General features: G+C 59.3%; 28 protein-coding genes. 8 read left to right on the forward strand and 20 right to left on the reverse strand.

What is annotated here, in order from left to right:
* Positions 1-179 precede the first annotated feature (179 nt).
* A complete protein-coding gene (locus DIZ22_RS21850; protein WP_164488897.1) occupies positions 180-710 on the forward strand; it encodes a hypothetical protein in 531 nt (176 codons plus the stop codon).
* 52 nt (positions 711-762) lie between these two features.
* On the forward strand, positions 763-1,029 hold the full coding sequence (locus tag DIZ22_RS15345; RefSeq protein ID WP_122928380.1) for a hypothetical protein: 267 nt from the start codon (positions 763-765) through the stop codon (positions 1,027-1,029).
* 152 nt (positions 1,030-1,181) lie between these two features.
* On the opposite strand, the gene DIZ22_RS21855 is transcribed toward DIZ22_RS15345, so the two are convergent.
* The 7 genes from DIZ22_RS21855 to DIZ22_RS21860 all read right to left on the reverse strand — a co-directional run bounded on the left by DIZ22_RS21855 (position 1,182) and on the right by DIZ22_RS21860 (position 4,817).
* Positions 1,182-1,403 (reverse strand): hypothetical protein, encoded by a 222-nt coding sequence (locus DIZ22_RS21855; RefSeq protein ID WP_164488898.1) that lies wholly within the window; start codon positions 1,401-1,403, stop codon positions 1,182-1,184.
* Positions 1,388-1,609, reverse strand: coding sequence for a hypothetical protein (locus DIZ22_RS15350; RefSeq protein ID WP_122928381.1), 222 nt, complete (start codon positions 1,607-1,609; stop codon positions 1,388-1,390). The genes DIZ22_RS21855 and DIZ22_RS15350 overlap by 16 nt, the downstream gene beginning before the upstream one ends.
* Before the next feature lie 242 nt (positions 1,610-1,851).
* Positions 1,852-2,484 (reverse strand): tyrosine-type recombinase/integrase, encoded by a 633-nt coding sequence (locus tag DIZ22_RS15355; RefSeq protein ID WP_122928382.1) that lies wholly within the window; start codon positions 2,482-2,484, stop codon positions 1,852-1,854.
* 124 nt (positions 2,485-2,608) lie between these two features.
* Positions 2,609-3,532 carry a beta-1,6-N-acetylglucosaminyltransferase gene (locus DIZ22_RS15360; RefSeq protein WP_122928383.1) on the reverse strand — a complete coding sequence of 308 codons (924 nt, stop codon included), beginning with the start codon at positions 3,530-3,532 and terminating at the stop codon, positions 2,609-2,611.
* 196 nt (positions 3,533-3,728) lie between these two features.
* Positions 3,729-3,971, reverse strand: a complete 243-nt coding sequence (locus DIZ22_RS15365) for a hypothetical protein (RefSeq protein ID WP_122928840.1) — start codon at positions 3,969-3,971, stop codon at positions 3,729-3,731.
* Positions 3,972-4,122: 151 nt separating this feature from the next.
* On the reverse strand, positions 4,123-4,449 hold the full coding sequence (locus DIZ22_RS15370; RefSeq protein ID WP_240626743.1) for a hypothetical protein: 327 nt from the start codon (positions 4,447-4,449) through the stop codon (positions 4,123-4,125).
* Positions 4,446-4,817 carry a hypothetical protein gene (locus DIZ22_RS21860; protein ID WP_164488899.1) on the reverse strand — a complete coding sequence of 124 codons (372 nt, stop codon included), beginning with the start codon at positions 4,815-4,817 and terminating at the stop codon, positions 4,446-4,448. Before DIZ22_RS21860 ends, DIZ22_RS15370 begins: the two co-directional genes overlap by 4 nt.
* 678 nt (positions 4,818-5,495) lie before the next feature.
* On the opposite strand from DIZ22_RS21860, the gene DIZ22_RS21865 reads away from it, so the two are divergent.
* Entirely contained in the window at positions 5,496-5,726 is a 231-nt protein-coding gene (locus DIZ22_RS21865; protein WP_125999339.1) for a hypothetical protein, read from the forward strand.
* A gap of 133 nt (positions 5,727-5,859) precedes the next feature.
* Here the strand turns inward: DIZ22_RS21865 and DIZ22_RS15375 are convergent, their stop codons facing one another.
* Entirely contained in the window at positions 5,860-6,228 is a 369-nt protein-coding gene (locus tag DIZ22_RS15375; protein ID WP_221416978.1) for a response regulator, read from the reverse strand.
* 317 nt (positions 6,229-6,545) lie between these two features.
* On the opposite strand from DIZ22_RS15375, the gene DIZ22_RS15380 reads away from it, so the two are divergent.
* Positions 6,546-7,343, forward strand: coding sequence for a spermidine synthase (locus DIZ22_RS15380; RefSeq protein WP_240626744.1), 798 nt, complete (start codon positions 6,546-6,548; stop codon positions 7,341-7,343).
* A 152-nt stretch (positions 7,344-7,495) separates the two neighbouring features.
* On the opposite strand, the gene DIZ22_RS15385 is transcribed toward DIZ22_RS15380, so the two are convergent.
* The 7 genes from DIZ22_RS15385 to DIZ22_RS15415 all read right to left on the reverse strand — a co-directional run bounded on the left by DIZ22_RS15385 (position 7,496) and on the right by DIZ22_RS15415 (position 11,965).
* Positions 7,496-7,672 carry a hypothetical protein gene (locus DIZ22_RS15385; RefSeq protein ID WP_234415664.1) on the reverse strand — a complete coding sequence of 59 codons (177 nt, stop codon included), beginning with the start codon at positions 7,670-7,672 and terminating at the stop codon, positions 7,496-7,498.
* A gap of 241 nt (positions 7,673-7,913) precedes the next feature.
* Positions 7,914-8,123 (reverse strand): hypothetical protein, encoded by a 210-nt coding sequence (locus DIZ22_RS15395; RefSeq protein WP_081215332.1) that lies wholly within the window; start codon positions 8,121-8,123, stop codon positions 7,914-7,916.
* A gap of 711 nt (positions 8,124-8,834) precedes the next feature.
* Positions 8,835-9,059: a hypothetical protein gene (locus DIZ22_RS21870; RefSeq protein ID WP_155738057.1), complete on the reverse strand. Its 225-nt coding sequence runs from the start codon at positions 9,057-9,059 to the stop codon at positions 8,835-8,837.
* Complete coding sequence (locus DIZ22_RS15400) at positions 9,052-9,258, reverse strand: hypothetical protein (protein ID WP_004209707.1); 207 nt, start codon at positions 9,256-9,258, stop codon at positions 9,052-9,054. Before DIZ22_RS15400 ends, DIZ22_RS21870 begins: the two co-directional genes overlap by 8 nt.
* 434 nt (positions 9,259-9,692) lie before the next feature.
* Positions 9,693-9,899 carry a cold shock domain-containing protein gene (locus DIZ22_RS15405; protein WP_010335983.1) on the reverse strand — a complete coding sequence of 69 codons (207 nt, stop codon included), beginning with the start codon at positions 9,897-9,899 and terminating at the stop codon, positions 9,693-9,695.
* An 813-nt stretch (positions 9,900-10,712) separates the two neighbouring features.
* Positions 10,713-11,516, reverse strand: coding sequence for a fructosamine kinase family protein (locus tag DIZ22_RS15410; protein WP_048938970.1), 804 nt, complete (start codon positions 11,514-11,516; stop codon positions 10,713-10,715).
* 215 nt (positions 11,517-11,731) lie between these two features.
* On the reverse strand, positions 11,732-11,965 hold the full coding sequence (locus DIZ22_RS15415) for an AlpA family phage regulatory protein (protein ID WP_048938927.1): 234 nt from the start codon (positions 11,963-11,965) through the stop codon (positions 11,732-11,734).
* Between the two features lie 510 nt (positions 11,966-12,475).
* Between DIZ22_RS15415 and DIZ22_RS15420 the strand changes: the two genes are divergently transcribed.
* From DIZ22_RS15420 to DIZ22_RS21875, 3 genes are all read left to right on the forward strand, one after another.
* Positions 12,476-13,360, forward strand: coding sequence for a zincin-like metallopeptidase domain-containing protein (locus tag DIZ22_RS15420; protein WP_048938926.1), 885 nt, complete (start codon positions 12,476-12,478; stop codon positions 13,358-13,360).
* Complete coding sequence (locus DIZ22_RS15425) at positions 13,357-13,779, forward strand: endonuclease NucS domain-containing protein (RefSeq protein ID WP_122928385.1); 423 nt, start codon at positions 13,357-13,359, stop codon at positions 13,777-13,779. Before DIZ22_RS15420 ends, DIZ22_RS15425 begins: the two co-directional genes overlap by 4 nt.
* A gap of 257 nt (positions 13,780-14,036) precedes the next feature.
* A complete protein-coding gene (locus DIZ22_RS21875) occupies positions 14,037-15,008 on the forward strand; it encodes a hypothetical protein (RefSeq protein WP_164488900.1) in 972 nt (323 codons plus the stop codon).
* A gap of 947 nt (positions 15,009-15,955) precedes the next feature.
* Here DIZ22_RS21875 and DIZ22_RS15440 read toward each other — a convergent pair.
* Positions 15,956-16,630 (reverse strand): DUF2490 domain-containing protein, encoded by a 675-nt coding sequence (locus tag DIZ22_RS15440; protein WP_048938102.1) that lies wholly within the window; start codon positions 16,628-16,630, stop codon positions 15,956-15,958.
* A gap of 274 nt (positions 16,631-16,904) precedes the next feature.
* Here DIZ22_RS15440 and DIZ22_RS15445 point away from each other — a divergent pair, with 274 nt between their 5' ends.
* Positions 16,905-19,019 carry a TonB-dependent siderophore receptor gene (locus tag DIZ22_RS15445; protein ID WP_048938103.1) on the forward strand — a complete coding sequence of 705 codons (2,115 nt, stop codon included), beginning with the start codon at positions 16,905-16,907 and terminating at the stop codon, positions 19,017-19,019.
* Positions 19,020-19,038: 19 nt separating this feature from the next.
* On the opposite strand, the gene DIZ22_RS15450 is transcribed toward DIZ22_RS15445, so the two are convergent.
* The 4 genes from DIZ22_RS15450 to nusB all read right to left on the reverse strand — a co-directional run bounded on the left by DIZ22_RS15450 (position 19,039) and on the right by nusB (position 24,955).
* On the reverse strand, positions 19,039-21,030 hold the full coding sequence (locus DIZ22_RS15450; RefSeq protein WP_107917543.1) for an alpha/beta fold hydrolase: 1,992 nt from the start codon (positions 21,028-21,030) through the stop codon (positions 19,039-19,041).
* 54 nt (positions 21,031-21,084) lie between these two features.
* A complete protein-coding gene (locus DIZ22_RS15455) occupies positions 21,085-23,208 on the reverse strand; it encodes a sodium-translocating pyrophosphatase (protein WP_048938104.1) in 2,124 nt (707 codons plus the stop codon).
* 227 nt (positions 23,209-23,435) lie between these two features.
* A complete protein-coding gene (thiL, locus tag DIZ22_RS15460) occupies positions 23,436-24,353 on the reverse strand; it encodes a thiamine-phosphate kinase (RefSeq protein ID WP_122928388.1) in 918 nt (305 codons plus the stop codon).
* Positions 24,354-24,508: 155 nt separating this feature from the next.
* Positions 24,509-24,955 carry a transcription antitermination factor NusB gene (gene nusB / locus DIZ22_RS15465; protein ID WP_004208836.1) on the reverse strand — a complete coding sequence of 149 codons (447 nt, stop codon included), beginning with the start codon at positions 24,953-24,955 and terminating at the stop codon, positions 24,509-24,511.
* Between the last annotated feature and the right edge of the window lie 81 nt (positions 24,956-25,036).

Below are 25,036 nucleotides of genomic sequence, written 5' to 3' on the forward strand. Positions count from 1 at the left end.
TAGCAATCCATTTTTTCGTACTCTCACAAAGACGAAGCGCGACAGTTGCTCAAAATCGTTCGCCACCCATGGTATTCCCGATTTCACATCCTATATCGAACATACTGCACTCCTAACGCCTTGGGCTTGAATACAGCAGAGAGATAGTTCGTGCTCCCGCTCATGCTTGGAGACGAATTATGTCTGTACTAGTAGATGCGGTAACGGCCGTGGAAAAGCCGGTTGCTTCGTCCGATTTTTCGTTAGCACCCTTTTCTGAGGCGGCCCGCCGTGAAGCCGCGCATCACAGTTGTGAAGACAGCTGGGATGATGGATGTGACTCAGATGAAAAGCTTAATGTTACGTCCCCAGCAACCTCGGGGATCGACGTCGAGACGCCCGGTTCGGAAATCCATCGTAAAAGAAGGGTCCTGGCCAACGATTTTGCCAATGGACACATAAGCGGCACATCGCAAGCTCTACGCGCGTCGCGCGCGGCATTATCGTCATCGCCAGTAGAAGGCGACGCTGGTGGTCCGGCGCACCTGCTTTCAGGCAGCAATGCAGAAAGCACGAGTATTCTTGTAGAGCTCGATGAAGGCGATGCTGCGAAGATGCATCTTTATGGCATCACCCGGATGATAGGGGTGCAGTTTCAATACAGGGAGTATCGATACTCTCGCCTCATTGATGCGATCGCTCAAACGAGACGGGATCATCCGCCCTCCTGATTCTGCTTCCGTTCATAAGCTTATTGGGCACGATCTTTTGGAAGGATATGCCATGGAACCCTCATCCACATTCTGTCGCGCGCAGGAGGCCATCCAGCGCGACCGCGCTGATAAGGCGTCGTTAGAAAATGAGCGAGCGATTGCCCGCCGGGCGGCTAACGCATGGGGTACTGAGGCGGCCTTTGCAGAGCGGCGCGAAGCTCGCCGCGAGAAGATACGCGCTATGGCCGAGACGGCGCGCTCTCAGAGCGAACAGGAAATCAGTGAGGAGGAAAGGCTGCTGAGCGACAACCCGGACCGAGGTTTCGCAAACTCCTGAACTTGTCACAATGTCATCATGTTCACGATCGCCCGTCCATCCGGCAGCGCATCAAGCATGGTACCCTTCTTATTGTCGGCTGAGCGGCCAGCCGGTTCTGCAATCCATCAACTGATCGATGCGCTCAGCGAGCCCGTGTCATTTCCGATCAGTCAGCAGTGATCGCCTTTCAACCGCTTATGCGCAAGGTCGCCATACACCCGCAAAACATGAGCGGCATCTTCCGCCGTCCGACAAACCAATATTGTGCCAAATATCAGCCCTTCGGAAAGTAACGAGTAATGAATTCCTTCTTCACGGCATCGTTGTTTTACCGCCTGTGGAGTATCATCAACGCATACAGCATTAGCGATCCCGGTCACGCGTTCTGCCATTCGGTTTCTGCGTCAGCCAGCACTTCAAAGCTGTCGCCCTCGGCACTGAATTTCTGAAGACGTTTACCAAGATCTTCAGTCATCGACGCCGCGCGAAACTGGAGACCCGCTTTAGCCTGATTGGCCAGCGTGCCGATCCAGTCATCCCGGCCGGTCTGCTTCATCAGCCAATCGCGGAACGCTTCACTTTGTCCATTCGTCTGCATCCGAGAATCTCCGACCGCTCAGATTTGAGCCATCCTGACATGATCGCCCGGATCCGTCGAGAATTGCAGTGGCAGCTGCCATCCCTACCATCTCCGGCCGCGATCCTTGCCGGACGCTCATCCACCAATTTTCCTTCTCCGCCAGGACACCTGCCGCTTTTGCATTCGTGATGTTCACGATTGACGGGTGACCGCCGCAGTCTGGATCCTGGCTCCTTGCAGTGACAAGGAGCCAGGCGAGCTCAGATTTCTGTGCCTTCTGCGAGAGTTAACGCGTCTTCCACGTCAACACCGAGGTAACGCACCGTGCTTTCAATCTTTGTGTGCCCAAGCAAAATCTGGACCGCGCGGAGATTCCCGGTTGCCTTGTAGATGATCGATGCCTTGGTCCGCCGTAGAGAGTGGGTACCATAATCCTCGCTGGGCAATCCAATTCCTGTAACCCACTCATCGACAAGGCGGGCATATTGCCTTGTGCTTATGTGGGTTGCGTGATCGGTGCGGCTAGGGAACGCAAAATCATCCAAGGATCCGCACCGCAGTTCGAGCCATTTCAACAGACTCGCGCGAACGTCATCCATCAGTTCGAATTGGACTGGCCGGCCGGTCTTTTGCTGTACGACCGTAGCCCTCGTCCTTATTTTTCGGTCACAAACGATGTCGCTGATCCTGATCTTGACCAGATCACACCCGCGTAACTTACTATCGATGGCAAGGTCAAAAAGGGCCCTGTCCCGGACCCGCCCATGCTGGTCGAGAAAGAAGCGGATCGCCCATATCTGACGGGGCTTGAGCGCTCGCTTCGCACCAACCTTGCGTCCGGCGTTCCACGACACCCGCTCGCGAGCGGCGGGATCAAATTCTGATAATCCCATGACACATCTCCTATGGCCGCAATGGCCATAGGAACAACGCTCCACAGGAGTGCAGACCCATTTTGCCGTTTAGGGGCCATCTCCGATCTTTGGGAACGGAAAGGCCGTATCTTCGGTGCGGGGCCTAGGCTGCAGGGTTCGCTATCCGGCCTTCTCGTTCTGGCCCATCGACCTTGATCGGCTCACGATAGGCGCCATGATCAAGACTACGCGCCTGTGTCGAGTTGAGGTGAACCTCGAGCAGATCGAGTATCTCGCTATCTTCGTTACTGTCGAATTTGCGCGCGAACAGATCTTTGCTGAGCGTCAGCCGCATCTGGTCATGGATCGTGAAAGTGCGCGGGCGGAGTTTGATGTCGCCATCGGGTATCCAATCGATCGTCCTAAGATCGTCGTTAGCGACGGGGGCATCAGGAAACTCGTTCTTCATGACAGTCTGGAAAAACGCTTCGTCCGCGATAAACGTCCCGCGATAGAAGCGCTTGTACCGGATGGCGCGACGGTCATGGCAGACAAAATGACAGAAATCGCGAGTCACCGCTTTCCATTGGGTGCCGATGAAGGGCGTCACGCCCGACAGATATGTGCGAGGCAGGCCGGTGCGGTAGATGCGGCTGAAGGCTTCCAGGAAATAATGGCTGATACGGTTCATCGTGTCAGGACGGGTAAGTTGCTGGTCGATCGCCCGAATGAACTGCGTGCCGTCATGCTTGGCGAGATAATCCGCGATGTAAGTTTGGGATTTGAGCGGAAAATCCTGACCGCTCAGATTAATAAAATATCGCCAGGTCGCGCCCATTTCGAGCAATTGGGCCATGCCCCTCAATTCGGCATCGACCAGGCTGTAACCGCCCCAAACCGCCTTACGCGATTCCAGGATGGCGCTGCCCCGATAGGGCGCGATGAAGTCGGCGATGTCAGTTGCCATTTTCCGCCCTGAATTGGCGTCGACATGAATCAGATAATGATTGCCTGGAGCATAGATTGCGCGGAACATGCGTTTGAATTGCTCGGGAAAGCGATGCACGAGGATGAGATAAGCGATCATGGGTCGTACTCCATCGGGCGCGCGAGGGGCCAGCCCAACGCAACGCAGGTGTTTCCAGCCTCTGGAAATTCGGTCGAAACTCTAGACCGGCGTTCGATTTTTTGGAGAAGCGGCACCGGACATGCTCGATACCGCTGATCACCAGTCAATATAGGGATCGCGGCGGCACATTATAAGACACAACGTCGGAGGCGCATCAAAATGGTGCCCATAATCGTTCGGCGTCATCGACCGCTTCAAACATGTCGCTTTCAGCCTGCATCTTATTGAGGTGAAGACGCACGGCGTCCGGGTCGCCATGCCGCGGAAATCCCCGATCCGCCTTGGCCGCCCTTGCCAGATCGCCGATCCAGCCGTCTCGGCCGTGCTGGCCGATCAGCCAGGTGCCAAAGGCAATGCCCTCAAATGGGGCCTGTTCGATCGCTTCGCTATCCGTCATGGCCTGACCCGTCCAGCCAGTTGCCAGCCCCGTTTCGAAGGTTTGACCATGGGGCGACCACACAGCAGACATGCCGACATAAGCAAGCCATTTTCCACATGCTCCTCGACCGGATCGGGCCGATGCCGGCGCAGTAGATTGTGAAGGATCATCAAGGCGCTCCTGTCCCGCAATTAAGCGGACTTTGTCTTATTGAGGTTGCCTCCGCCGCGCCCTCTGACACGACATGATTGGCTGGTTCTGCAGGCTCGGCCGCATCTTCGATTAGGAATTCTAGCGCGATCGCTGCATCCTCTGCGCTGAGCACACGGCGCACGCCGGCTTCGATGTCGGCCGCCTCTACCGCCTGACGGCCCCAGGCCGCAGCCGCGCGCAGGGCAGCGGCGCGAACATGGGCGAGCGGCGTCTCGGCCGCCCTCTGGCTGTGCAGGGCTTCTTGCTGCCTGCACATCAAAGCACTATTGAGTGCGATGGTCATGGTCGCCCGTCCGAACGCGCGTGGCGCACCCACAAAGGCACCCAGCGCCACAAGTTCATCGAAGAAGGGGGGGCAAGGAGATCGGAACCATCCGCCGCCATTCCTCCGATCCGGGCCTGGACTTTAGCCTGTTCGTCCCGCTTTTGCGCCTGCTCCAAGTCCTCGGGCTCGATCCGATGGCTCTCGAATCCGCTACCTGTTGGAATGTGGAGCGTCGTCGCAATCCACTGATAGACCGTCCCTGTATTGCTTTCAAATGCCTCTTCATCGGTATCGAGTGCATAGGTACCTGCAGGCAGGAACCCAAGTCCTGGTAACTGGAAAGGCGCCCTGAATGTCACGGATGTGCTGCTCGAACGCTTCGTCATGGACGTAGCCAGCAGGTTTTATCCAAGGGCGTGCATTGATGTTGCAGAGTCATCACTCTCTCCCGAAAGCAGGCGGGAGCACGATGGTCTCTCTGTCACGAAATGCCTGCGGCATTATATGGGTGATGCGTCATCCTAGCACATCTCCCGATAGTCCTTGCATCAATTCGGCTGTCTGAAGAATGATGTATGTCGCCGATACGGCCAATGTCCTGGAACAGAATAAATGAAGAGCGACAGGCCTGGGACACCCCGGCACCTCGGCTTGTCGGCTCCGCCCCTGGTAACCGGTTCAGCCGCCGGTTTTCCATCCAAAAGTGTGACCGGTCCGCCTGCCGATTTTGGATGCGAGATAGTGGCAGATAGCTGTCTGTCCTTTTCCCGAGCTGGGAAAATGGTTGCGGGCGGAAATAGCTGCCAAATGGCTGTCGACCAGAAAGGAGCTTGTTTCCTCTCCCGTTTACGGGAGGAGCATGACAGTAATCCATCCATCCCGCTCATTCAGCGCGCCGAATTAATCCACGCCCCTTAAATCAGGGGTTCGGGAGCGATCTTCGAAGCTGCGGAACGTCAATCGGATTAGTTGTGTCGCTGTGACTATGGTATGGCAGCTAATCGCTGCGCAAATCGCAGTGGCTGAGAGACACATGCGCTCCCGAAAATACAGGAGAGACGCATATGTGCCCGTCCACTTCCGCCATCGATCTTGCCGATATGCTTATCCGCGCGAAAGACAGGGTAGGCGGTAATCCGTCCCAATGCCTTGAACGTTTGACCGCGCTTCTCGGTGCAGCACGGGAGAAACTGGCTCGCGGCACGAATCTCTCCAATGCCGACATCCAAAAGCTGAACGAGGCTTTGGATGAATGGCAGAATAAATGGGCGAGCCCGCTTGAACCTCGGAAATGACGCAATGCATCCCTCGACGAAAATTCGCGCGATGCAGAGTTTCTCCAAAAATTTACTTACTCTGCCAGATTGCTTTTCAAGAATTAGTTCGGCTCCCGGCTTTTGACTCGAATGATGATGAAAGGGATCACCGTCATAATGCGTCAGTAGTGCCGTTCCGAAGGAGCGCAAAAAGCCTTTCCAACGGTTTTCCTGGCTTCATGACCAGCGGCAAGTCGGGATGCCGCGCGTGCAGTTCTGGAGGAAGGCCCGCAGCGCTGTACACTATGAAGGGTATTGCGGTTTCCATCAGGAAAAGTGCGAGAGGCGTGACGTCGCCATCCCGGAGATTTGCGTCTACGATGGCAGCGTCAATCTTGGCCTGAGTCAGGAAAGTTAGAGCCTCACCGACCGTTGAAAACGGCCCGGCGACTGTGCCGCCTACACTCTCCACATTATCACAAATCACCATCGCAATCAGCGGATCGTCCTCGACGACCAGCACGCACAATCCTGACAGCATATGTCCTCCCTAGAAGCGGGAGCACGAGGTCTCTCAGCCGGTGACGCGCCACACATGTCACCGATAGACTGTAAGCGGATTGATATGGATTAAGTTCCCAAATTCATTTGATATTTCAGCGACTAATCGTGGTGCCCCTATATTGTTGGTCGAGGGGCATTGCCGTATTTCCCGCCAAATCGCAGCCTCCAAGGCTACACAGTGCGATATAGCCTTCCTTGCCATGCCTTCAAAAGGCAGGCATGGTTCGGTGTCACCGCGTAATCGACGCCACTTCGGTTTACGGCGCGCTTGATCCAGAACGCGACAGGAATTCCATGAACTATAGCGGAACGCGCATTGCGCGGTCGTCGCCCCCTGCCTGCAATGACGCCTGGAATGGCAAAGACGCATCCCCAGAAAGGAAAGGAGTACAGGAAAACGGGGCAGGATCGGACAAAAGCCTCCCGATAATTACGGTCGATATTGCCGATATTCCGGGCGGTGGCCAGCTTCACCTCCTCCAGTGTGGGACAGAGTTCTCGATCCAGTTTGGCGATGATGAGTTGATGGGAAGCCGCGATCATGAATCCGAAAAGGCTCTCGCAAGGCTGACCCAAGAGCGTCTTGTTCAGCGCGATGGCAATATTTTGATTGGCGGCCTCGGCATGGGCTTCACGCTTGGGGCTGCGCTCGACGCCTGGTCGCAAAACGCGATCATCACGGTTGCCGAGCTTGTGCCCAAAATCATAAGCTGGGCCAACGGCCCCTTGATGCACTTGTTCGGTGCCAACCTGACAGATCCGCGCGTCAAAATTCAATTGGCCGACGTGTTTGATGTCATTACCCATGAGAAGGATCGCTTCGATGCCATTCTGCTCGACGTCGATAATGGTCCAGACGGTTTCATCAGAAAAAGCAACGACAGGCTTTATTCGACCGAAGGCTTGGAAATGGCCTATGCGGCACTGAAACCGGGCGGCCTACTGTCGATATGGTCAGCCTACAGCGATGACGCATTTGCCGAAAGGCTGGAGCAGGCCGGATTCTGTCTGGATGAGATTTTGCTGCCAGCCTTTAGCGGCAGCGCCGAACGCTGGCACAATATCTGGTTCGCCGCCAAGGCCGGGGCCTGACAGTCCGTACCAGCCTTGCAAGCATGAGACCAAGCCTGCCAGGCTTCCATTCGCGACAGCGCGCGACCGGGCTTGGCAGGCATCGTCGTTCTCAGGTCAGTAAACCGGAGACTCACATTTGATTTGTCGTGATGGCACTTGGCCGGGTTAGTTCAGAATTGCCACTGCTGTAGAGGCGTTGAAGCCTCTTCGCGTTGCAACACGGAAATGATCTTCGCATAGGCACGAGCCAAATCCTCGTGCCTTGCTCTGATCGCAGGATTCTCCGCAAGCTCAGCATGCTTTAACTCGGCCAATCTCCGGCGGTTAAGATAGTCGAACCGACCCATGGCCATATTCATCGTGCTGACGGCGGATGGTGACGGGCCACATGCGATCGGGAGCGTGTGACAGATCCTTCGATCAGCTTACCCTTCATCAAAGCGCGAAGCGCATCGGCATCCCGTGGGTCAAGCAGAACGATCCGCACGCCACCGGAGTCAAGCGCCTCGAGAACTGAAATCCTGAAGCCGTTTTTTTGACAGACCAGCCGCACGGCGTCGGCTGATTCCATGATGTTTATGGCCCTGCTCATATCCGACAATCCCGCTGGTCGTTTAAAGCGAAAGGGGCTGAACCATCGGGACGCTCCGATCGATAGGGGTGCACATGTTCTCGAATGCGCTGCGCATAACGATTGGCCAAACGCTGATGCGCATGGGAGGCAGCGCGGCAATGCGCGCTTTGGGCACGCAGCAACTCTTCCTGCTCGCGCTTGAGCAAATAATTTAGATCTTCCACGGATGGGCTCCCTCAGCTGGCAAGCGGGAGCACGTTGGTCTCTCTGTCACGGCGAATGCTTGCAGCAAATTTCGCGCAATGATTGTGTTTATCAAACAATATTCTCAAAGTCCATGATTCAATTTATAAATCACACGAAAAACGTTAAAAATTATTGGATCGACATAGCAACGATATTTCATAAAATATAATGCATGATATTTGAGATCAAATATGTATGTCACCATTAATTATTTTAAAAAAATTATATTATACCATATTCACTTTGATATCTATTTAACATCATAACAAGTTTTATAGATTTTCATAATTCATCGATCTTCAGATCGTCCCAGCCATCCAATATGCCGCTCCTCCACTCTGTTCGAGAATTCGGCATAATTGGTTGGCAACCAAGAAATGCGCTCGCTCACCTGGCGCTGATAGCAAATGCAGCGCCCGCTCATGACCATGGATGGCCTGGCGGGCTGCCTTCCCCTGCCCATCCACGCCTGCTTTGCCGCCGGCCCAATGGAACTGCCTTCATACCCATCGCCTTGACAGTGGAGATGACGGTGCTGGACTGCATCCCAAGCTTGTTGGCTTATGGTCGGGGTTCCGCATATTCATCAGCGCGACCTTGCGCTGTTCGTGACCCAGCCCTTGGCCATCGGGCAACGATGCGCGGATGCTTAAGCGCAAAAGCATCAATGATAAATCTGACAATATCTATCAGAGTTCTTCGAGAATTCGCTTTACCGCCTCAAGCCCCGAAGAGCTTTTTACCGCGATATCTAGTGGTCGGCCGCCGAGGCCGGGCTCTTCGCCGTTCAGAAATGCGATGGCGCCCTGAGAGCCCAATCGGGCTATGGCAAGTTCAAGAATATGCCCTTGGCGCTCGATCTGATCCGAAGATAGATATGGACCGTCGAACCGTCTTCCAGCCCGCTTAATCAAGATGCTCATCCTTTTTTCGCATCTTGTCCAGCGCTTGTCTTTTGCGGTCGATCTGGACCAGCAAAGCGCGATCAGACATGATCTGCCATGCAGCTTTTGACCGCAGGCAGCGCTCTTTCACATTCGCCAGATTGGTTTCCTGCGCCTCTTTGTCACATTGTGCGACGCGGGCCAGGTAGAAGTCGATCGTGGCGGGCATGTCGATCTCCTGCGAGTTGGATGTCGTTGCGACGGACGTCAATCGATCATTTCAGCGACAGCCCTGCGCAATTCGCGCACGGGCAGAGTGCCCAAAGGGACGTTTTGGTAAAATGAACGCGGCGTTTTGCCAGTCGCGGGCGATAATTTGGCATGAGCCATATTCGAACGGATACTGAGATTCATGATATTCCTGAAACACGCATCTTGGCGTGTGATGTAATGAAAAAGTCTCGCTAAACGGCGCCTTGTGTCGGCGCATAAGGCGCACAAGAACAGCCGGAGCATAACCCGCCACAGCTTGGGCGGGGCCAAGTGGTCACATTTCGAGCGCTTGCGCGGTACGGTCTTGCCATCCAATGATCAGGCAAACCGGCGCGACGGGATGCCGCGCCGCTAACGCATTATAGGGGGCGCTTTGCCTCGACGACTATCTTAAGCAGTCTCAAGGTTCACAGCAGACTGTTTACCCCTCCGATCTGCTTCGACTTCGTAACTCAGGCGCTGATCCTTATGCAGCGTTATCATTCCCGCGCGCTCGACAGCAGAAATATGGACGAAGCTGTCCGGTCCGCCATCTTCGGGCGCTAGGAAGCCATAGCCCTTGTCAGCATTGAAGAATTTTACGGTGCCGATAGGCATGAGTGTTTCCTTTCACGAAAACAGAGAATCCACCCGCGAAATTGCAGGCGAAGCTGATAGCGCAAGAAAGGAAGCGGCACCCAAATGGGGGAAAGCTCCGTCGCAGGCGACGTTAAGCATCAACGCAAATACGGTATAATTGAAAAATGTCAATACTAAAAATCAATTTCGCTACATATAAGCGAAATGAAATTTTTGCTAAAAATGAAATTACAACCTCTAATATTATCGATTTTTATATATAAATATGAGTTATATGCGTTATTTTATAGCCACGTGCGAAAGTGTGGTCGACGCGTTTCTAATAGTTCGCATCTCCGTTCAATTTGGTGACCATTTTTGCACTCATGCTCAGCGCGGCCAGTTTTGGATGGTCAAAAAGCGGCAGTTGAAGTGCCCGTATGGTTGGCGCCGTGGAAGGCTCGTTTGCGATCTCCGTATGTCCGGAATCAACGATCCGGCCCTCAGGACCGGACGGTCGGGAAAGTCCCATCCCTTGCCGTTAGCAGCCGGGCGGACCACTCCAAGCAACCGCCCGAAGCCAACTGCTCGCGCGTGTTGCATATTTTTGCGGTCGCCCAGACCACATCGCCAGGACGCGGGCGCGCGTTTCGATCTTTACATGACGATCACGAAAGCGCCTCTCGTCAACGCTGAGCCAGACAAAAAAAGGCCGATCAGAAGACCGGCCGATGAGTTTTAGGAGAGGATGCCTGAAAGGCAGGGCCTCTATGGTTGGGTAGCGCTGTCCTGCCAATTGACAAAGGCTGGAGTGCGATTGCGCCTTACGCAATTGAGGAGGATGCGGGCCTGTCAGAGGCCCAGCTGCTCGAGGCATGCCCCAGCCTGCTGATGATATGTGCCGCCAAAGAGCCGGACATGGACGAGCAGCGGCCACAGCCGATAGACGGGCTGGCGCTCTTCCCAGCCCTGAGCTAGGCCGCAGGCATCGTAGAATATCTGTGGCGGCTGGTCGAACAGCCCCAGCATTGCAAGATCGACCTCGCGGTCGCCATGATAGCATGCAGGGTCGATCAGCCCGCTGATCTGGTCGTGGCCGACAAGGATATTGCCACCCCATAGATCGCCATGGAGGAGGGCTGAGGGCGGGCGATTGGGTATGTGCTCGCCAAGGCGATCGGCGAGCCGCTCGACGCGATGGGCCAGCTGGGCACTGAGATGCGGGACATGGCAGCGCAGGCGTTTCTCCGCCCAGAAGGTGACCCAGTTGTCGGATCGGCCATTGAGGATCGGCACATCGCCAAAGCCGTAATCGCGATCCCAACCATAGGCCGCCTGGCTCGGGGCATGGAGATGATCGAGCAGTTCGGCAAGATGCGCCCAGTTCCGGGCGAGCCGACCGCTCGAGGGCAGGTCTTCAAGCAGCAGAAGATCATCCTGGACTGCCAATATCTGCGGGACCGCCGTGCCGGTCGCCGCGATCGCTGCGAGCATGCGGGCTTCCTCGACAACCCTGTCGCTCCGCTTGGCGATGACATTATCACCGCCTGACAGGGAAAGGCGCGCAACGAAGGAAAGATCGCCGCCTGCAACGCGCGTGACGCTTTCCACATGGCGACCCAGCAATGATGCCGCCTCGGTGAATATCGCTCTCATGCTGCTTTGCCCCTGTCCCCCATCAAGCATGCACCGATCGGATTTCTGCATGCTCATGGCAAGACTGGAGACAGGCGCCAGGCAGGGGCAAGATGAGGCGGCGTCGATAAAAGCAGCCCCGCCGGAGACATCTCCACGGCGGGGCCATAGTTCAGGGAGGTGCCGCCCCAAGGGGGGAAGGAGCGACAGACTGGATATGGTGCGTGTCGATGACTTTACAATGACGATGTCCTTTGCCGCTTGTCGGCATCCTCGACCGTCCAGAACATGGGATTGCGCACCCAGTCGTTGATGGCGGATTCGCGCCAGCCCATGCAGCGGGTGGCAATCCTGATCTGTTTGGGAAAGGTGCCGGCCTGAACCTTGCGATAGAGGGTCGCGCGGCTGAGGCCGGTCCGGTCGAGGACGGTGTTGAGCCGAAGGATGCGGTCGATCGGGGTCGTGGTCATGGCTGGTCCTTGCTGCTGTGGATAAGTCTGATCCCCTTTGCGATGAGCCTCGGTACGAGCTGGGTCGGAGGCAAGGGACTGAGCCCTGTCTGGCGGGCTATGTCATGATCTGGCGTAAGCTGGCGTAGAACAGGAGATGGGAACGGGCGTCTCCGCCTGTGGCGGACTGCGCTCTGCTCCGCTTCGCTCCACCGAGTCGGCGCTGCGCTTGTCTCGTCCCTGTCGGGCGATGATCGCTGACGCATCGCAGCCTTTTGGACTGCTTGCTGCGGCCAGCGCGGCTGCGCCACGCTGACGCCGGTTTGTCTGGGGCCGCCAGAATGACGGGGGTGGGCGTCGGCTTTCTCTAGGCCCGTGCCGGCGGGCCGCAAGCCGGCTGCGCCGGCTCCTCCTCTCGCGTTACGGCCCTGCGGGTGCAGCCCGCCTCATGGGCACGGGCCTGCCGTGCGCCTCCTTGCCGCCCGCCCCCGCCATTCCGGCGGCCGGTGCTGGAGAGGCAGGAGAAAGGGCATGGGTAACATTGAGCGCCAGAGCATCTATGGCGAAGTCACCTCCCGGATCATCGCGGAACTGGAAGCAGGGCATCTTCCCTGGGTGAAACCATGGGACAGCAGCGCCTGTCCCTGCACCATACCGCAAAATGCCGTCACCGGGCGGCGCTACTCGGGCATCAACATCCTGATCCTGTGGGCGACCGTGATCGAGCGTGGCTTTACCGGGCAGCGCTGGCTCACCTATAGGCAGGCCGAGGCGGCTGGCGGCCATGTCCGCAAGGGCGAGAAGGGCAGCGTCATCTGCTATGCGGATCGGTTCACTCCCAAGGCCGAGGAAGAGCGCGCGGGCCAAGAGGATCGCGAGGCACGGTCGATTGCGTTCCTCAAGCGCTTTACCGTCTTCAACGTCGACCAGTGCGAGGGGCTACCCGAAGACCTGTCCCATGTGCCTGAACTACCAGGGCCACTGGTGTCGATCGCCCAGGCCGACAGCCTGATCCGAAACAGCGGCGCGGACTTTCGCATCGGCGGGGGCGAAGCCTATTATTCCCCGTCCGGTGATTATGTCGCGGTGCCGCCTCAGGCGGCCTTTCATGAGCCCATCAATTGGTTTCGCACGGCACTTCACGAGATGGGTCATTGGTCGGGCCATCGCAGCCGGTTGGCGCGCGATCAGTCGGGCGGGTTCGGTACGGCGCTCTATGCAAAAGAGGAACTGGTCGCCGAGATGGCCAGCGCTTTTACCTGCGCGTCGCTGGGGATCGTGCCCACCGTCCGGCATAGCGACTATATCGGCTCCTGGCTTGCCGTCCTGCGCGAGGATGAGCGGGCGATCTTCAAGGCGGCAAGCGCGGCCAGCAAGGCGGCCGATTATCTCCTGGCCAGAGGGGCAGCGGCATGACCGACAAGCTTCCCCTGCGCGTCTTCCTGCGGCGCGGGCGCCGGTCGCTCCGCCGCATGACCGTCAACTGGGTTCAAACCGAACTGGGCCGCGACTTTGACATTTTCACCGATGAGGGTGAGATTGTCGGTCAGCAGTATCCGACAGATACGGGTGCCCTGGACATTCTGGCGATAAGTAAAGATCGCAAGCGCCTGCTCGTCGTGGAACTGAAAAAGGGCCGCGCAAGCGATGCCGTCGTGGGTCAAATCCTCCGCTACATGGGCTATGTGCAGGATGAACTAGCGGAGGATGGGCAAACCGTCGAAGGTGCGGTCATCGCGCTGGATGACGATCACCGAATCCGCCGAGCACTGGCGATGGTGCCGAGCGTCAGTTTCTTCCGCTACAAAGTGTCTTTCCAGCTGTTGCGAGCATGACTGGTTCGCGTTCTGCTACCAACTATCGCTCAAAAAATTTACTGCGCCTCGCCTCACGATCGTCGATGCTCAACTGCAAGCATAAGATTTAAGAAGGAAGTCCAGTCCCATATTATCCGCAATCTGATCATGCGGGATGAGCGCGTAACGCCAAGGCTTTCCGCCACTCTGCCGAGCATGTTCGCTTGCCCACTGGCACCATTGAACCGCGACATCACGCTTCGCGAGCACATCCGCATCGCTTAAAGGCACTTGTGTTGGACGACGAGGTCTTGGAGCGGAGAAGCGTTACAGTGGTGGCCGCGCCCACGATCTTGGGGAGCCTCGGCATCACAACGGGACAGAGCGAGGAAGGCGCGAAATATGCGGGGCCGCCACCCGCGCGAGCCTTCGACAATCCCGAAGCCGAGAAGGTGGCTCAGCTTGCCTATGAGGCGATACGGAAGCTGTCCCGTTCGCCTGGGACAGTTCCAGACATCAGTTATATCTCGCGGCCGGAGGTGCAGGCTCAGCTCGTGCGAGAGGTCCAGAGCCAGTATCGACCGCAACAAATGGAACTGGAAGGCGTTGCGCCGCCGGCACCCGATTTTGCTACGGTGATCGCGAAAACCGCCGCGCTCGTGGTTGACCGCACGATCAACATTCCTCGCATTTCGGTGTCACCCAAAGGAGAGATCAAAGCGGGGTTCAGGCCCTTCACGCTTGATCTTAGCAGCATGACCTATGTGGCACCCGATGAAACACTCTGGGCGCAGTATCTGGGGCGAAATGAGGGGCATTCCATCGGCATGTCGCAGGGCAATTTTCTCGAAAATCGCCCGGAAGATTATGTCGTCAGCGGCCTGATCGACTTCCCCGACGTATCCTATGACGACAATGCCGACCTGCTTTACGATCTGGGCGGTCAGGTCGTGCAGCATTTCCATTCCTACCTTTCGGCGGAGGACACGCTGCGCCTACCGCCGAGCTTCCGAACTCGGATGAGCAGGACAAAAATATGCGACGCGACATTTGGAACGATGCGGAGGTCGCAACGGTGCTCACACTGTTGCAACGGCTGGCAAGAGAGGAGACCCTCATCGAAGGACTCTCACGACGGGGCGATCCGGCGATCGGCGTTATATGCATGGCCGAAGCGCTTCATCAGTTCCGAGCCGCCGCGCGGAATGCCGGACGGTCCGAACTCAGAACCGTCCAGGCGATGCCGAGGTCGACCCACCGGACCGTGAGATCCCAACATCGCAGGCTTTTCGAGCGCGGCTACCTTCTTCCTCAAGGGCATCTGCCCGCGAACCTTGAGGTGTTGCTCGTGCCCGGCATCGGCGCGTTGGTGAACGTCCATCTTCGCCTGGGCCATCATTCCGTGCCGGTGGGCGGCCTAGTAACAAATCCGAAGCGACTTGCCCGAATGGTCGAGCGTCTCGACCCATCGGCAGTCACGGGCTGGGATGAGGCTTGGCGGGCCAGCGTTCAGAACGATGTCGCAGGAGCATCTTTCCCGCGCAGAACGTGACCAATCAATTGAGCGTTCATTTACCATGGTTAACGCTCGAGCGCTGCCATCTCGCCCGATGGCCCAGCTTGAAGGAACGTCCGCTTTCAGGATTTGCGGCTGGTTCGGCGAATGACCGCTCATGAGGCGCATACCTGCCAGGCGGCTTCGTGCTGAGCGGGTCGCTTGTCCTGGCGAAAGCTGCCGTTCAAAGCCCGATCGGGGGGCGACGCACTTTGGTCGGTGATTGAGTCCGAGAGAGCGTCAGCTATCCCCGCAACCCGGCTCTAATCCGGACGGTCGCCTACTGGCCATGTGGGCCAAGGGGCGCACCGCCGCCGTCGGCCCTTCTTTGACACAGCTCTCGATGCCAAGTCGAGCTGGCCAAATGGCACGACACGCGAACTGCTGGACGATCCTGACGGCGATTAGATAATCTATAGATGATTTGATAAAATAATTGACTTCGAGATCGAACCTGAATTACAATTTTCGGATACTGGTAGTATAACTTGTATTAAATTGTTGCTTTTGTGAAATGTGATCGGAAGATCGGAAAGGTTTGTCATGACAAATGCTCGGTCCCCGGCACCATTTCCCAAAGCATCGCAAATTTCGTCCTGCCAAGGGGCGGCGTTGATTATTTCAGCACTCGCCGCAGGACTCCCCCAATCAATCCAGCGATCAGAAACTGAAGCTGAGCGAGAGCGAGGCGACATTGTCGTTGCTGTCGTCGGCATCGGGGCGGAAGCCATGCTGGTGGAGATAGCCGATCTCCGCATTCACATTCTTGGCGAGCGGCGTGGTGATCGCGATCAGGTTGCGCATCCTCTCCTCGCCCTGGACACGCTGGAAATTGGTCTTGTTGAGATCGATGAAGCTTTCATGACTGAGGATCAGCGCGGCCTTGCCGCCTTCCTTGAAGGGCATGGTCAGCTTCACATAGGGACGCAGGCGCCAGGCGGTGCCGTCAACTCCTTCGCGCCAGCGCTGCTCCATCCGCATCCGCGCGCTGACCGACACCGGACCAAGCTTTAGGATATTGTCGACCGTCACCTGTTCGCGGGCGCGATGCTCCATCACGGTGAAATCGCCGCCATCATATTGCGGGTCATGGGTGTAACCCGCCCAGACCGTCACTTGCTTGTCGAGCTTGTAGCCGACCAGCGTGTTGCTCTCGATCTCGTACAGGCCATCCCGATCATTGCTAAAGCGGGCGACGATCTCCTGCTGGAGGCGCCAATGATCGGACAGCTTCACCGTCGCGCTGGTGGTGGTCCAGAGTTGCTCATCCTCGCTGGCATGGGCGGTCGCGGGCAGCGCCATCAGGGCAAAAAGGCAGAGGGACAGGCGGCGCATCGGGCATTGCTCTCCAACAGGGTTGGCGGGCCTCTATGACGATTAGATTACATGACAGCGTCAGTTTGATTGCCATTTTGTGACAATGGCAGTCCGGACGATTGCTGATGCGCACATCCTCCGTCAGGCATTCGGCAGGCCGGAACATGTCACGCCAAATCAGCCTGTTACATATTGCAATATCGTCGCAATATCATTAGCCGAGCGACATTGGGGAGAGGCCAGAAGGAGCGAACCGGCTCCATTCCTTATCCATTTCAACGGGATCGTCGCCTTGCCCAGCCTCCGCCTCGCGCGCCTTTGCGCCCTCCCCTTCCTGTTTGCACCGCTGCCCGTGCTGGCGCAGGCCCCGCTTGATGCAGCCGCCGGCGACAGCGACATCCTGGTCACCGCCCGCGCGCAGAAACTCTATCGCGCCGAGGATAGCGAGATCGGCAAGATCCCGGCCGATCCGATGGACATTCCCCAGTCGGTCCAGGTCATCACCAGCGAGCTGATCCGCGACCAGGGCGCACGCGACATCACCGACCTTTATCGCAATGTCGCCGGCGTCAGCGCCAACCAATATGCGACCGTTACCTATCGCGGTTTCCGGCAGGAATCGATGTTCTATGACGGGCTGCGCGGCGACCCGTTCCAGGGCTTCGCCGTGCCGAACCTGTTCAGCATCGACCGGGTCGAGTTTCTCAAAGGACCGGTCGGCATGCTTTATGGCGCCAGTTCGCCCGGCGGCATGGTCAATTATGTCACCAAGAAGCCGCAAGACAAATTCGCCGCATCCGTGCGCGCGGTGGTCGGCAATTATGATCGCTATGGCGCGTCGGGCGAAGTGACCGGGCCGATCGACGCAAATGGCGTGGTCGCCGGGCGCGCCGGCCTGTTCTATGAAAGTTTCGACACGGTGCAGCGCTTTTCCGGCAGTCGCAGCCTGGTCGCGGACGGCGGGCTGAAGTTCAAGCTGGCGCCCGACACCAGCCTGACGGTGCAGGCGACCCGTTATGACCAGGATCTGCCGGGCAACCGGCTGCGCGGCGTGGCGATCGATGCAGACGGGAATTTCCTGGCCGATCGCAACTGGACCCATAATGAGAAAAACGACAGACTGGACCTGAAAGGCACGGTGCTGCAGGCACGGCTCGACAGCCGGCTGTCGGATGCGGTCAGCATCAATGCATCGGGTCGCTGGTTCCGCTATACCGAATATCAGCGCTATCATGAGCCGCTGGGGCCGATCGACACCGACGGCGATGGCGTGGTCGATACCCAGCCACGCGAATTTCGCTCGCAGCATCGCACGATCGAGGGCGCTAGCCTGGCGAGCAACATGATCGCCAGGCTGGAGACCGGCGGGATCAAGCATACATTGCTGGTCGGCGCCGACTGGTATCGCGAGACCCAGGATTTCAGCGGCGTGACGATCAAGGGCTTGCCGGGCCTGTCGCTCAGCAATCCCGTCTATGGCCTGAGCAACCCGACCGAGGCGGACCTGGCCGGCCTGACGCCGGAAGTGAATGCGTCGCGCGCCCATCGCTACGGCGTCTATGCCCAGGAGCAGGCCGATATTGGCGAGCATGTCATCCTGATCGGCGGCGTGCGCCATGACTGGTTCGACGACAAGGACGAGATTGGCGGCGCCTATGCCGATGGCGGTCGCTGGAGCTGGCGTGTCGGCGGCATCTACAAGCCGGTCCAGTCCGTGTCCCTCTATGGCAGCTATGCCCAGAGCTTCGAGCCGCAAAGCCCCGGCAACCAGAATCCGGCCGTCGGCGGCCCCTTCGCCCCGATCGCCAGCCGCCAGTTTGAGGTCGGCGCCAAGGGCGAGCTGATGCAGGGCAAATTGCAGCCGACGATCGCGCTCTATCACATCGTGCGCAACGGCATCGTGCAGGTCGATCCCGATCTGGCACCGGTCAATGGCCTGGACCAGCTGTCGCCGGTCGGCGAAGTCACCAGCAAGGGGATCGAACTGACGCTGGCGGCGGACCTCAGCAAGAATTGGGTGCTGACCGCCAATTACGCCTATAATGATGCGCGCATCACCGACAGTGCAGACGGCGCGACGATCGACAATGCCGTCGGCGGCCGCTTCCCCAACGCCCCGCATCATCAGGCCGGGCTATGGTCCCGCTATCAGATCCCTGCCTGGGGCACGGCGCTGGCGCTGGGCGGCCAATATGTGTCGGGGCAGATCGACCGGCGCGGCGCGCATATTCCCGGCTTTACCGTGTTCGACGGCAGCATCACCCAGGATCTGGGCTTTGCCGAAGCGATGATCCGGGTCGAGAATATCTTCGACAAGACCTATGCCGTCGCCACCTTCGACGCGCGCAAGGGCGCCTTTGTCGGCCGGCCGCGCACCGTCTTCCTGGAATTGCGGCGCGACTTCTGACGGTCGCGCCGCGCCCCGATCAGGCGGGGTTATGCGCTTTCAGGAAGGATTCGAGCTGCTGGAGAAATTCCAGCCGGTCGGCCTGGCGCGAGAAGAAATGGTCGGCCAGCGGCTGTTCGACATAGATATAGTCGCGGCCGTCCATCTTGCCGGCAGCCTTGAGCTTTTCCGCCATCTCGCGGGACTGGCCGACCGGCACGCGCCGGTCCTTCTTGCCATGCATCAGCAGGATCGGCGTCGAGAAGCCGGCCGCATAATTGATAGGCGAGACGACAGCAAAATCGGGCGCCTGCTCCTTCAGCCAGTCGCCACTGGCACCGGAATTCAGGAATCGCCGGTCATAGCGCATCATCGCGCCCAGATCCGACACGCCGGCATAGGAGACGGCGCAGCGATATTTACCGCCATCGCGCTGGGCCGCGCGCATCGCGGCATAGCCACCATAGGAGGCGCCGACGACGCATACCCGCTTGGCGTCCGCAATGCCCTGCTTCACTGCCCAATCGACCGCATCATTGAGGTCATCCTGCATGGCACGGCCCCATTGGCCCTCGCCCTTGGCCGCGAATTCCGTACCATAGCCCGACGAGCCACGATAATTGGGCTGGATCACCGCATAGCCACGATTGGCCAGGAACTGCACCCACCAATCCCAGGTCTCCGCGTCGCGGGCGAAGGGGCCGCCATGGGGCATCAGAATTAAAGGAAGATCCTTCGCCGCCTTGCCATAAGGCAGGGTCAGCACCGCCGCGATCTCCAGACCGTCACGCGCCTTGTAACGGATCGTCTTGACCGGCGAGAGTTGAGGCCGGACACCCAGCGTCTCGCTGACCTTCGACAGCAGCGACATGGCGCCATAGTCGGTGTCGTAATAATAATAGGCGCCCGGCTGACTGGCGGCGCCGACATGCACGATCAGTTTCTTCAAATCCTGACTGGTCGAGATGATGCGCGCGCGGCGATCGCCCACGGCCTTGTCGATATCCGCCTGAATCTTCGCCAAAGTCGGGTCGAACCAGTGAACGGCTGGCGCGTCGGCCGTGTAGCGCACGCCCGCCATGCCGGTGCCAGCGGCATCAACCTCCAGCCCGCCAAGATCGAAGCCGGGCGCTTCATAGAGCTTTTTACCCAATTCAAGCGTGCCTAGGTCCAGTTCATAGAAGGCATCGGTGCCGTCGCGATCGTCGCTGGCGATCGCCTTGCCCGGATCGGCAGTGAACAGCATCGGCACGATCAGCGATTCATGGCGGCGCCGATTAGCCTTGTCGACCACGCGGAAGCTGCCGCGACCATCGGGGCGGTAGAGCAGTTTCGAGGAACGGGTCGTGTCATTATAGCCCACCCCCATGCGCACCGCGCCAGTCGCATCGGCATACCAGCTGCGCACATATTGGCGCGACGCAACGACGGTGCGCATCTTGCCGGTGCTGACGTCCACCTCGCTGACCTGCGGCCAGAAACCAAGATCATCATAATAGATGGAGGTCTGGTAGGAGAGCAGGATGCGCGGGCTGCCATCACGGGCGACCCAGATGACATCGTCGCCATTTTGCGCGGCGACAGCCTTGGCAAGGATGCTGGCCTTGGTGCCGTCCGCCTTGATGCTGGCGACGCGGCTGATCGACCAGGGCATGCCCTGCACATTGGTTTCTGCGCCGATGCCGACGATCAGCCAGTCATTATTGACCCAGCGCCACCAGTTGAGGTCATTTTCGCCCAGGCCCATGGTGCGAACATTGCCGCCTTTCACTTCGGCGATCACCAATTGCTGCACGCCCTTGATCGCGATCCGCGCGGCGACGCGCGCGCCATCAGGCGAGAGTTCGGGTGAATCCATTGCCGGCAGTTCGGCGAAGGCCTCGATCGGCCAGGTCTTGGCGACGGTCGCCGGCACCTTGGCAGCGTCGGCCTTGGTCGCATCGGTTTGCGCAGAGACAGCAGGTGCAAAAGCCGCGAGCGCGCAGGCTGCGGCGGATAGAATCGGTTTCAAACATACCCCCCAGTCAAACATGACCCCGCCCGTTGCCGGGCGGGGTCATCGTCAGTCCGGCGATTTAAAACCGGGTTAAGCGCCGTGCGCAAGCGCCGCGAGCAGCAAGAGCGCGACGATGTTGGTGATCTTGATCATCGGGTTGACCGCCGGGCCGGCTGTGTCCTTGTAGGGATCCCCCACCGTGTCGCCGGTCACCGCAGCCTTGTGCGCCTCGCTGCCCTTGCCGCCATGATGGCCATCCTCGATATATTTCTTCGCATTGTCCCAGGCGCCACCACCGGACGTCATCGACAGGGCGACGAACAGCCCCGAGACGATGACGCCCAACAGCAGGGCGCCCAGCGCGGCAAAGCCGTTGGGTACGCCCGCGACCGCCGCAATGATGAAATAGACCGCGATCGGCGCCAGCACCGGCAGCAGCGACGGGATGATCATCTCCTTGATCGCGGCGCGGGTGACGAGGTCGACGGTACGGGCATAATTGGGGCGCGACGTCCCTTCCATGATGCCCTTGTTGGTGGCGAACTGGTCGCGCACATCCTTGACCACGTCGCCGGCCGCGCGGCCGACCGCCGTCATACCCATCGCGCCGAACAGATAGGGCAGCAGCGCCCCCAGCAGCAGGCCGACGATGACATAGGGGTTGGACAGGCTGAAATCGACCGGCTCGGTGAGGCCGAGGGCCGAATTGTAGAATTTGAGATCCTCCGTATAGGCGCCGAACAGCACCAGCGCCGCCAGGCCGGCTGAGCCGATGGCATAGCCCTTGGTCACCGCCTTGGTGGTGTTGCCGACCGCGTCGAGCGCATCGGTCTTCACCCTGACGCTGTCATCGAGATGGGCCATTTCGGCGATACCGCCGGCATTGTCGGTGACCGGGCCATAGGCGTCGAGCGCGACCACCATGCCGGCCAGCGCCAGCATCGCGGTGGCGGCAAAGGCGATGCCGATCAGGCCCGCCAGCTGATAGGCGACGATGATGCCGACCACGATCACGATCGTCGGCAGCGCCGTCGATTCCAGGCTGATGGCGAGGCCCTGGATGACGTTGGTGCCATGGCCGGTTTCCGATGCCTTGGCGATCGAGCGAACCGGGCGATAATTGGTGCCGGTATAATATTCGGTGATTACGACCAGCAGCCCGGTGACGGTGAGACCCACCATCATCGACCAGAACAGTGCCATGCCGGTATAGCCGCCAACGCCATCCAGGTCAGTGCCGAACGGCGTGTTGAGATCACCTAGCGTATAGTGGGTAACGAACCAGAGCGCCGGGATCGACAGGATCGCGGTGGTCCAGAAACCCTTGTAGAGCGCCCCCATGATCGACTGGCTGGCGCCCAGGCGGACCATATAGGTGCCGATGATCGAGGTGATGATGCATACGCCGCCGACGATCAGCGGCAAGGCCATCAGACGCATCAGGAAGGCGTTGTCGACGCCGGTTACCAGCAATGCGGTCAGCACCATGGTGGCGCCGACGGTGACGACATAGGTTTCGAACAGGTCGGCCGCCATGCCGGCACAGTCGCCGACATTGTCGCCGACATTGTCCGCGATCACCGCCGGGTTGCGCGGATCATCCTCCGGAATGCCAGCCTCCACCTTGCCGACCAAGTCGGCGCCGACATCGGCCGCCTTGGTGAAGATGCCGCCACCCAGCCGGGCGAAGATGGAAATGAGGCTGGCGCCGAAGGCCAGCGCGACCAGGCTGTCGATCACCAGCCGGTCATCGGGGGCATGGCCGGCCGGGCCGGTCAGATACCAGAAGAAGGTGCTGATCGCGAGCAAGGCGAGGCCCGCCACCAGCATGCCGGTGATCGCACCGGCCCGAAAGGCGACGGTGAGACCGCTCTGCAGCGTGCCGCGCGACGCCTCTGCCGTGCGCACATTGGCACGCACCGAGATGTTCATGCCGATGAAGCCGGCCGCACCCGACAGGATCGCGCCGATCAAGAATCCCACCGCAGAGGTGATCCCGAGGAAGAGGAAGACAAGGACGGCGACAACGATGCCGACCACGGCGATGGTGGTATATTGACGGCCAAGATAGGCTTTTGCCCCCTCCTGGATCGCCCCCGCGATCGCCTGCATCGTATCGTTGCCCGCCGGTGCGGCAAGCACCTGGCGACTGGTGAAAAGCCCGTAGAGCACGGCCAGCAGGCCGCACCCTATGGCGATATGGACTATCTGCATGCTTGTTCCTCTCCCCCTATTGTTGCTGTCATCGATCGCTCCGCAGGGAATGACGGGCGGGCGAAGGGCGCAACAGCGGGCGGCCGGACGGAGAAACGCCGGCATCGGGCACCGCGTCAATCAGCAACAGGACGATGCGCATCGGGCGCTCCAACCGGCTGAGAATAGGGTGATAGGAAGCTACAGGTCAGGCGCCGCGCGTCAAGCCGGTAGCGCAATGATCCAGATCAGCCATGTTCCCAGCCGAGCCGGTCGGGCAGCGGAATGACCGCGCCGTCGATCAGCAGGGTCAGGCCTGCCCCTTCTGCGAAACGGCCGATCGGGATCGCGCGCACCGGCGGCGACACACCGGGCGGCAGCGCGAAAAGCAGTTCATAATCATCGCCGGCACGGGCGGCGGCGAGCTGGATCGCGGTGCTGGCGCCGCGCACGCTTTCGAGCGCCGGGGATAGCGGGATATGGTCGATGGTGACGGCGAGGTTGCTGGCCGCGCCCATGCGCGCGGCATCGATCAACAGGCCGTCGGACAGGTCCATCATCGCGGTCGCGAGGCGGGCGAGCAATGTTCCTTCGGCGAGGCGCGGGCGCGGTCGGCGATAGGCGGCGACCAGCGGGCCGGATGCGGCAGGATCGGCGCGGGCAAGGTCGAGACCAATGCCGGCATCGCCGACCGGCCCGGTGACATAGAGACGATCGCCCGCCTGCGCGCCGGCGCGGCTGGGGACCGGCATGCTGGTCGCTTCTCCGATCGCGGTCAGGCTGTAGCTGCGCGGCGCGCCAGCCGGCATGCTGACCGTATCGCCGCCGAGCAGCGGCATGGCATGGCGCTCCAGCGCCTCGCCCAGACCTTCGAGGAACGCAGCGTCCCAGCCATCGTCGCCCGACAGGCTGTAGTTGAGCAGGCAGCCCACGGGCTTCGCGCCCTTGGCGGCGAGGTCCGACAGATTCACCGCCGCCAGTTTCCAGCCGATATCGGCCGGCGGATCGGTGGGGAGATAATGAACGCCCTCCACCATCGTGTCGCTGGTGAGGATGAGGCGCGTGCCACCGACCGGCAGCACCGCGACATCGTCCTGCAAACCCTGCGCGGCAGGATCATGGGCGAGCAGGCGCAGCAGGGTGAGGAAGCGGGATTCGGCGGACATGATATAATCTCTATCCCAGCACCCGCTTCTACAGAAATCACCCGTCATCCCCGCGGACGCGGGGATCCATTGCGCGCTATGTTGGCGAGGAAGCGCTGAATGAATCCCGGATCAAGTCCGGGATGACGTCCATTACAGAACGCGTCCGTGCAACCTTATTTCCGCACGTCCTTCGACACGCCGTCGAGCAGGCCGTTGACGAAGCCGGCTTCGCGCTTGTCGTAGAAGGCGTGGGCGACGTCGACATATTCGCTGATGACGGTGCCGGTGGCGACGTCCTGACGAGCGAGCAGTTCATAGGTGCCCGCGCGCAGAATCTGGCGCATCGGCTTGTCGAGGCGGTCGAGGGTCCAGCCGCTCGACAGGCGCGCGCTGATCAGCCCGTCAATCTCGGCGCGACGGCGATCGACGCCCGACACGACGTCATCAAAGAAATTCTGTTCGGCTTCGGCATAGGTCACGTCCTCGATCGTCGCGCCCAGGCGATGTTCGTGGAATTCGTGCAGCAGCAGATGGAGCGGCGTGCCCTCCATTTCGAGCTGGTAGAGCGCCTGGACCGCGGCGAGGCGCGCGGCGGAGCGGGATTTGGAGCGGTCGTTCATGCGGCTTTCTAATCCGTGAATATCATGCCTGTCGAGAAGCCCGCATAACCGGTTCTCGACAGGCTCGAACCGAACGGGAAG

The sequence above is a fragment of the Sphingobium sp. LF-16 genome, from assembly GCF_003711185.1.
GTDB lineage: Bacteria > Pseudomonadota > Alphaproteobacteria > Sphingomonadales > Sphingomonadaceae > Sphingobium > Sphingobium yanoikuyae_A.